The sequence below is a fragment of the Bartonella sp. AP57NXGY genome (assembly GCF_042195805.1).
Lineage (GTDB): Bacteria > Pseudomonadota > Alphaproteobacteria > Rhizobiales > Rhizobiaceae > Bartonella.
The window spans coordinates 6,644-16,427 of record NZ_JBHIOZ010000032.1 but is presented as its reverse complement, the minus strand read 5'-3'; the positions used below and the strand labels follow the sequence as shown (position 1 = coordinate 16,427).

Annotated in this window: 9 protein-coding genes; 7 read left to right on the top strand and 2 right to left on the bottom strand. The window is 35.8% G+C overall.

Annotated elements, in window-relative coordinates:
* The 7 genes from topA to ACFIL8_RS04985 all read left to right on the top strand — a co-directional run.
* Window positions 1-1,946: type I DNA topoisomerase (gene topA, locus ACFIL8_RS05015; RefSeq protein ID WP_375689045.1), on the top strand; the 1,946-nt coding region annotated here is incomplete at its 5' end.
* A 3-nt stretch (window positions 1,947-1,949) separates the two neighbouring features.
* Window positions 1,950-4,226 (top strand): ribonuclease R, encoded by a 2,277-nt coding sequence (gene rnr, locus ACFIL8_RS05010; protein WP_375689043.1) that lies wholly within the window; start codon window positions 1,950-1,952, stop codon window positions 4,224-4,226.
* A 276-nt stretch (window positions 4,227-4,502) separates the two neighbouring features.
* Entirely contained in the window at window positions 4,503-5,675 is a 1,173-nt protein-coding gene (locus ACFIL8_RS05005; RefSeq protein WP_375628148.1) for an MFS transporter, read from the top strand.
* A 102-nt stretch (window positions 5,676-5,777) separates the two neighbouring features.
* Entirely contained in the window at window positions 5,778-5,945 is a 168-nt protein-coding gene (rpmG, locus tag ACFIL8_RS05000) for a 50S ribosomal protein L33 (protein ID WP_004864083.1), read from the top strand.
* Window positions 5,946-6,276: 331 nt separating this feature from the next.
* On the top strand, window positions 6,277-6,840 hold the full coding sequence (locus ACFIL8_RS04995) for a thermonuclease family protein (RefSeq protein ID WP_375628149.1): 564 nt from the start codon (window positions 6,277-6,279) through the stop codon (window positions 6,838-6,840).
* Between the two features lie 27 nt (window positions 6,841-6,867).
* The gene (locus ACFIL8_RS04990) at window positions 6,868-7,497 is read left to right on the top strand and encodes a uracil-DNA glycosylase family protein (RefSeq protein ID WP_375613408.1); all 630 of its coding nucleotides are present in this window, start codon (window positions 6,868-6,870) and stop codon (window positions 7,495-7,497) included.
* Between the two features lie 21 nt (window positions 7,498-7,518).
* Window positions 7,519-8,010: an Lrp/AsnC family transcriptional regulator gene (locus ACFIL8_RS04985; protein WP_015856433.1), complete on the top strand. Its 492-nt coding sequence runs from the start codon at window positions 7,519-7,521 to the stop codon at window positions 8,008-8,010.
* A gap of 26 nt (window positions 8,011-8,036) precedes the next feature.
* On the opposite strand, the gene cobT is transcribed toward ACFIL8_RS04985, so the two are convergent.
* Both cobT and ACFIL8_RS04975 read right to left on the bottom strand, forming a co-directional pair.
* Window positions 8,037-9,044, bottom strand: a complete 1,008-nt coding sequence (gene cobT, locus ACFIL8_RS04980; RefSeq protein WP_375628152.1) for a nicotinate-nucleotide--dimethylbenzimidazole phosphoribosyltransferase — start codon at window positions 9,042-9,044, stop codon at window positions 8,037-8,039.
* Between the two features lie 393 nt (window positions 9,045-9,437).
* On the bottom strand, window positions 9,438-9,784 hold a 347-nt coding region (locus tag ACFIL8_RS04975; RefSeq protein WP_375689041.1), incomplete at its 5' end, for a tRNA-dihydrouridine synthase.

The following is a 9,784-nucleotide window of genomic DNA, read 5'->3' as shown; positions in this document are numbered from 1 at the left end:
GATTGACAATGTTTAATCAAAGAAAAATAGGCAAGCTTGATATTCAATCTCAAGAACAAGCAGACCAAATTCGCTTTATGCTGGAGAAAGCGCAATATCATACACTCAGTGTTGAAGCAAAACCTACAAAGAGAAATCCTTTTCCTCCATTTACGACCTCTACACTACAACAAGCAGCTTCTTCAAAACTAGGTTTTTCAGCTTCTCGCACTATGCAAATTGCCCAAAAGCTTTATGAAGGCATTGAAATTAATGGTGAAACGGCAGGGCTTATTACTTATATGCGTACCGATGGTGTGCAGATAGCACCAGAGGCTATTGATTCAGCACGAAAAGTTATTCATGAAACTTTCGGAAAAGACTATATTCCTGAAAAGCCACGTTTTTATTCAACAAAGGCAAAAAATGCACAGGAAGCACATGAAGCGATCCGCCCAACAGATTTTCAACGCAATCCTAGTCAAGTCCGTAATTTTCTCGATAGCGATCAAGCAAAGCTCTATGATCTGATATGGAAGCGTGCCATTGCCAGCCAAATGCGCTCTGCTGACATTGAACGTACAACCGTTGAAATTGAAGCACAGCAAGGAGAAGAGCGTGCAAATCTACGGGCAACAGGATCTGTTGTTCGTTTTGATGGCTTTATTTCCGTCTACACGGATCAACGAGACGAAGAAAATAATGAAGAAAATGAAACAACACGTTTACCACAAATAAACACTGGTGAAGCACTTACAAAAGAAAAAGTTGAATCTGTACAACATACCACAGAGCCCCCTTCTCGTTATTCTGAAGCTTCATTAATTAAAAAGCTTGAGGAGTTAGGAATTGGTCGTCCTTCAACTTATGCATCCACATTAGCGACATTGTGTGACCGTGGATATATTGTCATTGATAAACGAAAGCTTATTCCCGATGCCAAGGGACGTATTGTTACAGCCTTTCTTGAAAATTTTTTTAATCGCTATGTAGAATATGGTTTCACAGCAGATCTTGAAGAAAAGCTGGATCTTATCTCTGATGGCAAACTTTCTTGGAAAGACGTATTGCGAGATTTTTGGGATGGATTTAATGCATCTATTAGCAATATCCAAGAACTCCGTATAACCAATGTTCTTGATGCTTTAAATGTAACATTAGCACCTCTCGCCTTTCCTGAACGCGAAGATGGAAGTGATGTGCGTTCCTGTCCTCTTTGTAAAAATGGTCAATTATCATTAAAACTTGGGCGTTATGGTGCTTTTGTTGGCTGTTCCAATTATCCCGAATGTAAATACACACACCAACTTGGTACAGATACTGGAGAAGAGAATGAAGCTGTACGCAATGATGAACCTGTTATACTTGGTATTGACCCTGAAACAGGAAAAGAGATCTCTCTTCGTAATGGCCGGTTTGGTCCCTATATTCAACTTGGTGAAAGCAAAGAAGTTAAGCGTGCAGGATTACCAAAAGAATGGCAGGCAGAAAATGTAACCCTTGATAAAGCCTTGGCTTTACTATCCCTTCCCCGTGAAATTGGCATTCATCCTGAAACCGGAAAAACAATCACGGCTACGATTGGACGATATGGTCCCTATCTTAGCCATAATGGAAAATCTGCGCGCCTTCTTCATGCAGATGAAGTTTTTGATATTGGTATCAATCGCGCTGTTACAGTATTAGCAGAACAACAAGAAAACAAAACCAGGCAAAGCAGAACAACACCTGAAGCATTGGCAACATTAGGAGAGCATCCCGAAGGAGGAACCATTACCGTGCGCAACGGGCGTTATGGTCCTTATGTCAATTGGGGTAAAATTAATGCAACATTGCCAAAAGATAAAGATCCCATTAGTGTAACACTTCCAGAGGCACTAGAACTTATATCGGCTAAAGCATCGAGTAAAAAAACAACTTCAAAAAGAGCTTCTTCTAAAACAAAAGCAAAAATAAAAGAGACATAAATTTTGGCTAAAGGTGAAAAAAACATAAAATATCTCTCTTCATTCAAGGGGAAAACTTTTCCCAATAAGGAAGCAATCCTTTCCTTTATAATTGAGAATCCTAACCACTCAAGTAAACGAGAAATCGCTAAAGCTTTTAACTTAAAAGGCGATTCTCGTATCTGGCTTAGAGATATGTTACGTGAGTTAAAGGATCAAAATCTCATATCTAAACACCACAAAAGAGCAATAAACAAAGGAAAATTACCCCCTGTTTCTTTAGTAAAAATTAGCGGACGTGATAAAGATGGAAGTTTTATTGCACAACCTCTTGAATGGGAAGATTCTCCAAAGCCCAATATTGAAATACACTCTTTTCATCACATAACAGGAAGTAATATTGGTGTTGGAGATCATATTCTTGTAAAAGTTTTTCGAAATAAAAATTCTGAAAGCTCAAGCCATCCTTATACGGGACGAATTATTCGTAAAATTGATGTATCTCCCAAAAGCGCATTTGCTATTGTACGAAAATTGGAAAATAATCAATGGCGCCTTGATCCTATAGACCGCAAAACCAATGAACTCATTGTTGAAATGTCTCCAGAAATGAAGATTCAAATTGGTGATCTCGTTGAAGTCGAAATAAAAAAAAATACTGGTTACGGATTAAAGAGCGCAAAAATAAAGAATGTTTTAGGGCACATTAAGAGTGAGAAAACACTCTCAATGATAGCGCTTCTTTCGAAAGGAATTCCTTATATTTTTCCTGAAAGTGTTCTTGAGCAAGCCAAACATATCAAAGCTGCCAATATGGATAATCGTGAAGATTGGCGACAATTACCCTTTATTACAATTGATCCACCAGATGCAAAAGACCATGATGATGCAGTTTATGCAACCAAGGATACGGATCCAGCAAATAATGATGGTTGGATTATTATTGTAGCCATTGCAGATGTTTCTTATTATATCAAAACAGGAAGCGCTTTAGATAAAGAAGCATTGAAACGTGGAAATTCTGTTTATTTTCCTGATACCGTTGTGCCAATGTTACCTGAACGCCTTTCTCATGATTTATGTTCTCTGCGTGAAGGAAAAGAAAGACCAGCTTTAGCCGTTCGTATGATTTTTGATGCAAACGGTAATAAACGAAAACATAGTTTTCATCGTACTATGATTCGTGTAAGAGCCAAACTTTCTTATCAAGAAGTACAATTGGCAATTGAAGGTAATATAAATGAAAAAATAACCCCTCTTTTTGAGAGCATTTTGCACCCCTTATGGGAAGCCTATGCATGCCTTAAAGCTGCGCGAAATCGTCGCCAACCACTAGAATTAGAAATTGCAGAAAAAAAGATTATTCTTGATCAAAATGGATGCATAAAAGATGTTGTGAGTGAAACACAATTAGAAGCGCATCGTTTAATTGAAGAGTTTATGATACAAGCTAATATTGCAGCTTCTGAAACATTAAAACAACATCACCAGCCGCTCATTTATCGTATTCATGAAAAACCTTCTCTTGCTAAGCAAGAAATACTTCGGAGCTTTCTTCAAAGTTTGGGGATACCACTCTCCCGCGGAAGCGAACTTACCTCAGCGCGCCTTAATAGAATTTTAGAAAAGGTCGCTCATACTCAACAACAAGAACTAGTCAATCAAGTTATTTTGCGTTCACAATCACAAGCAGAGTACAACCCTAAAAATAGTGGCCATTTTGGTTTGAATTTGCAGAACTATACACATTTTACATCACCAATCCGTCGTTATGCTGATCTCATTATTCATCGAGCACTCATTAAAGCTCTCAAATTAGGAAATGATCAATTAACAGATACACAAGAACAAAATCTTGCAGAAATTGCTACGCAAGTTTCTTTATACGAACGCCGTGCAATGATGGCTGAAAGAGAAACGATTGATCGGCTTGTTGCTCACTATTTAACGAATAAAATCGGTCGTATTTTTACAGGCCGCATTTCCGGAGTTACAAAAGCAGGTCTTTTTATCTCACTTGATAAACTCAATACAGATGGTTTTGTCCATATTTCTACACTTAAAAATGATTATTATCATTTTGATGAAGCACAACATGTTCTTGTAGGACAGCGTAGCCATAAAGGCTATCAGCTCAGTGATGTTGTAGAAGTAAAACTTATAACGGTACAACCTTTTGCTGGCGCTTTATGCTTTGAACTGTTAACAAAACCTCGTCCAATAAAATTTTCACCGACATCCTACCATAAAAACAAATTAAAAAAACAAAAGTATACTTTTTATGGGAAAAGAAAAAATTAATCTTCTTGCCCTCCATTAAATATAATATGAATAATAAATTCAATTTAAGAAATGGCTTATATTATATAATATTTATATTATTTTATATGTACAATCTTCTTTCTTTAGTATACAAGAGGGTAAATTTTATTGTTAAGTCTATAATAACCATATAAAAATCTTGCAGTTTTTTATACTTAGGAAATGAGAGAAACTGCAAAGGATAGTTTTGGCTCCCTTTCATTTCAGCTCATCTTTTCATTGTTTAAATAAACAAGAGTACCTTAAGCCATTCTCATGAAAAAAAAACCTTTTGACTCTCAAAATAATTCTTTGCGTGCAATTATTGCCGCTATTGCAACCATTGGCACTGTTGGAACAGCATTGGCAATGGGAACACAACTTGTCTCTCTTCTTATGGCAGAGAAAGGACTTTCCAACAGTACAATCGGCTATAGTGGAACAGTTGGTGGAATCGCCACAATTATTGCAGCTATTTTTACGTCTCGAATTGCCTTATACTTAGGAATCGCTCAAACAATATTGCTTATGATGGCGATAGGATCTTTAAGTTTTTTAGGATTCTATTTTTTTGATCCCATATGGGTTTGGTTTATTTTAAAGTTTATATTACATTTCAGCATGACAGTTATGTTTATCCTGTCAGAGTTTTGGATCAACAGTTATGCTCCCCCAAAAAAACGCGGTTTGATCCTTTCTATTTATGCTATTGTCTTAGGATTAGGGTTTATAATAGGTCTAACGCTGCTAGCAAAAGTGGGAACACAAGGATTTATTCCTTTTGCTGTTGGATATAGCCTTATTATACTTGCTACTATACCAATTCTTACCGCTTGGAAATTAAGTCCAGAATTTCAAAAAAATCAATATATGCCATTTTTTCGTTATCTTTTTCACGTTCCAAGTGCAATGATGGCGGTCCTTGTTTACGGGGCCATTCAAATGGGCGTATTAACTCTTATAATACCCTTTAGTTTATCCATTGGTTATAATGAGAATGAAGCAGCACATTTTATGGCAACCCTTGCACTTGGGAATATTTTCCTCTTAATTCCTATCAGCATTATAAGCGACTACGCCAAAGATCGACGCTACCCGCTGATGAGTTGCGCTATTTTAGGTTTTATAGGAACTTTTATAGTACCATGGATTCTTCAATATCCATGGATTCTGATGCTTGATTTGTTTTTTCTGGGTGGTGTATCAGCGAGCCTTTATACAATTAGTCTTGCACATTTAGGAGCCCGTCTCAAGGGGCAAGAACTTGCTGCTGCTAATTCTGCTTTTATTTTTTGTTATGGAATTGGTATGCTCATCGGACCGACCTTTATCGGAAAATCCATGGATATCTTTAAACCCTTTGGTTTTTCAATAGCCATGGCTGTTTTTTTCGGTTTATATGTCATTTTGGTGTTTGTCCAACTTATGAGAAAATTAATCAGCTCTTGACTTTTTTGAGAACATCCGTAGTGTTGCCGGAAAATCTGATGATGTCGGAAATAAGTTTTGACAGCAATAATATTTTTTCAGTATAAATAGGGTATTTACATTATGGCTAAAGCAGCAACCATTAAGATCAAGCTTTTATCAACTGCAGATACTGGTTTTTTCTATGTAACAAAGAAAAACAGCCGTACAATGACAGATAAAATGAGCAAGCGTAAATATGATCCAGTTGTAAAAAAGCACGTTGAATTTAAGGAAACAAAAATTAAATAAATAAAATTATTATTAAATTGATAGATTTTATACTCCAAAAGAAATGTGGGAGTATTGCTCTTCAAAGTTATTTTTTGAGGGATGTTTTTTTATTTCCTTAAGTTTAAAAAGTTTACTTTAAACTTTGTATGTTTTGTACGGATTTGGATAAGTTGATTTATTATTTAAGTTGCTTACATATATTCTGTATGAGTATTTGATTATTGTGATATCTAATGAAAATTTTGTCATTAAAACGAAACACTGTTTCGTCATATGAATAAAGTTTCTCGGGTCAATTATAAACAATACTAAAATAGAGTTATAATAATGTTAGCAGTTTCTTTATTTCATGAAAAAATCTTTTTCTCATTTTAATCTAAGAAGCTTTAATCTAAAAGTAATCGGTTTCAGTATTTTTGTCGCTGCTAGCATTCTTATCATTATGTCAACTTATTTTAAGAAAACTCAGCGGTTGCCTCAAAAAGAAAAATTTTCTTCTCAAAACTCTGTTGAAGGAAATGCATTAATCATTGATGGCGATACCATTATGATTTCTTCAATTAAGATTCGACTAGCTGGAATTGATGCTCCTGAACTCCACCAATTTTGTGGAAAAAAGGAAGCGCGCTACCCTTGTGGGCTTGAGGCAAAAAAATATTTAGAACAACTATTAAAAAATCAAACTGTTACATGTCACTGGAAAAAAACAGATAAATATCGCCGTATTCTTGCAACATGTAAAACAAAACAAGTTAGCAATATCAACGCAACACTTGTACATAATGGTTGGGCTGTAAATTATTATGAATACCCCAAAGAAGAGCAAGAAGCTAGAAAGAAAAAGAAAGGAATATGGGCATCAAGTTTTCAACGACCAAAAGAATGGCGCAAAGCAAATCCTCGCACAGAATAAAAAAATATTTTTTAATTTTATTTACTAATGAAACAATGTAGCCCAATTATCAAACTTGAAAAAGAGATCTATTCCTGTCGTGTTTGCGTCCAACAACCCCATTATTTTCCTCCTCTTCCTCATGAACCAAACCCTGTCGTTTATTTATCCGATACTGCTTCGATTGCAATTGCAGGCCAAGCACCAGGGTTGCGTGTCCATGAAACGTCTATCCCTTTTAATGATCGCTCTGGTGAAAAATTGCGTAATTGGCTGGGTGTCACGAAAGAAGAATTTTATAATAAATCTCTCTTTGCTATTGTTCCTATGGGATTTTGTTTTCCAGGTTATGACAAAAATAAAGCTGATTTACCACCAAGACGTGAATGTCGAGAAATATGGCATGAAAAGATATTTCAGGCAATGCCTCAAATAAAGCTTGTTCTTGCTATTGGCAGTTATGCGCAAAAGTGGCACATTACAGAATTAAAACATAAAACCGTTTCTGCAACTGTTGGTGATTGGAGAAATATTCTTTCCATTCCTCAACCTCGAGGCTATAATGTTATGCCTTTGCCTCATCCGTCATGGCGAAATACTTCTTGGTTACAGAAAAACCCATGGTTTAACGATGAGCTTATTGTATATCTGCGTTGTTTAGTGCGTAAATTTTTATAAATTAAAATATTGAGAAAAAATATGGATCGTCTTGACCGAAAAATTTTACATCTTTTGCAAGAAAATGCGACACTTTCTGTTGCTGATATTGCTAAAAAAGTGGGACTTTCGACCACTCCTTGCTGGCGTAGAATTCAAAAACTTGAAGAAGATGGCGTCATTCAGCGTCGTGTTGCTGTTCTTTCTCCAGAAAAAGTAAACGCACACGTCACTGTTTTTGTGTCTATTCGCACAAATACACATAGTCATGAATGGTTTAAGCGTTTTTCAAAAATTGTGCAAGAATTCCGTGAAGTCATTGAATTTTATCGAATGAGTGGAGATATTGACTATTTATTGCGTGTTGTTGTGCCCAACATTGAAGCTTATGATCTTTTTTATAAAAAATTAATTTCTAAAATTGATATCCGTGATGTCTCATCTTCTTTCGCAATGGAACAGATTAAATATACAACGGAACTTCCACTTAATTATATTAAATTACACGACAAGACGCATGAACAAAACTCTTAAGATTTTTATATCCGTCTCATGATCTTTTAGGCATTCAAACTTTCTTGTTCCAAAACTGCCATTTGTGCATGTGTTAAAACAGCGGCTTTGACGATACCAGCTGCCATAGCTGCTCCTGTCCCTTCACCAAGACGCATCCCCAAATCTAGAAGTGGTTCTTTGCCAATTTTTTTTAAAAGTTTACGATGAGCTGTCTCAGAAGAAACATGTCCAACAAGGGTATGATCAAGAGCTTTTGGATGCATTTTATAAAGAACCGCTGCAGCTACTGTTGCCACAAAACCATCTAAAATAACGGGTATTTTTTCTATTCTTGCTGCTAAAATAGCACCAACCATAGCAGCAATCTCACGTCCTCCTAAGCGACGCATTATCTCAAAAGGATCATTGAAATAATCCTTGTGCAAAGAAATAGCTGTCTTAACCGCTGCAATTTTACGCTGATAAAAATCACCTTCTGATTCCATAGCATTTCCTGTCCATTCTTCCACTTCCCCTCCAAACAATGCTAAGCATAAAGCTGAAGCTATTGCTGTGTTTCCAATTCCCATTTCTCCAATACATAAAAGATCTGTTCCACCCGCAATGGATTCCATTCCAAATGCCATTGTAGCAGCCGCACTCCGCTCATCCATTGCGGCATCCTTCGTAATATTCATTGTTGGATATTCTAATGCTAAATCAAATATTTTTAATCCAAGATCATAAGCAATACAAATTTGATTGATAGCAGCTCCACCAGAGGCAAAATTTTCTACCATTTTTTGTGTCATAGATTGTGGAAATGGTGTAATATTCTCCTCTACAATACCATGATTTCCAGAAAAAATAGCGACCAAAGGTCTCGTTACGATAGGTTTTTCTGTACCCCTCCACCCCGCATACCAAACAGCAATATCTCCTAGTTTTCCTAATGTTCCTTGCTCTTTTGTTAAGTCTTTTTGCCGTTTTTTTGCCAAAATTATAGAAAACTCATCAGCAACAGGTAAATTTGTAAGCAAAGCACGAAAATCATCAAATGGACTAGCGGTCATAAGGATACCTTTTAAAATCTACAATGTTTATGAAAATCCCGTCATATATACAGGATATGAATAATTTATTGTTTTTTTAACAGTGCTTTAAAAATGTTAAATACTATGAAAGCAATAATTTCTACATTCTATTTTCAACCCTAATAACAAACGTGCAAGATTCAAAATGTTATTAATATCTTATGATTACCTTTACAGTGATACCCTTAACCTATTTTTTATTTAATAGGCATAATCAGCATGCCGTTTAATATATACATTCCAACAATTCTTATGCATAATAAAAGTTATAAACTTTCAAAAACTTATAAAATTGAAGAGATCAAAATTATCGCAAAGACATCCAAACGCAAAGGATCTCAACTTTAATATATGTTAATTATTAGGCTATTATTAAATGAGAGCATAAAAAGCTTCTTTTAAAATACATATATCTGCATTTGGTTTTGTCGCATCATTTGATAATATTTGCCTCCATCGACGTGCCCCACCCCGCCCATGAAATAAACCAATCATGTGACGTGTCACATGAGAAAGCCGCCCCCCCGATGCAATATGTCGAGCTGTATAATCACACATAACCTCAATAAGATCACTCTCACTCAGATTATTTTGCGTCTCACCATAGAGTTCAAAATCAATATGTTTTAACAAAGCTGGATTATGATAAACTTGGCGACCAACCATGACAGCATCACAGAAAGTTAAGTGTTCTTTGATCTCATCAATCGATTTAATTC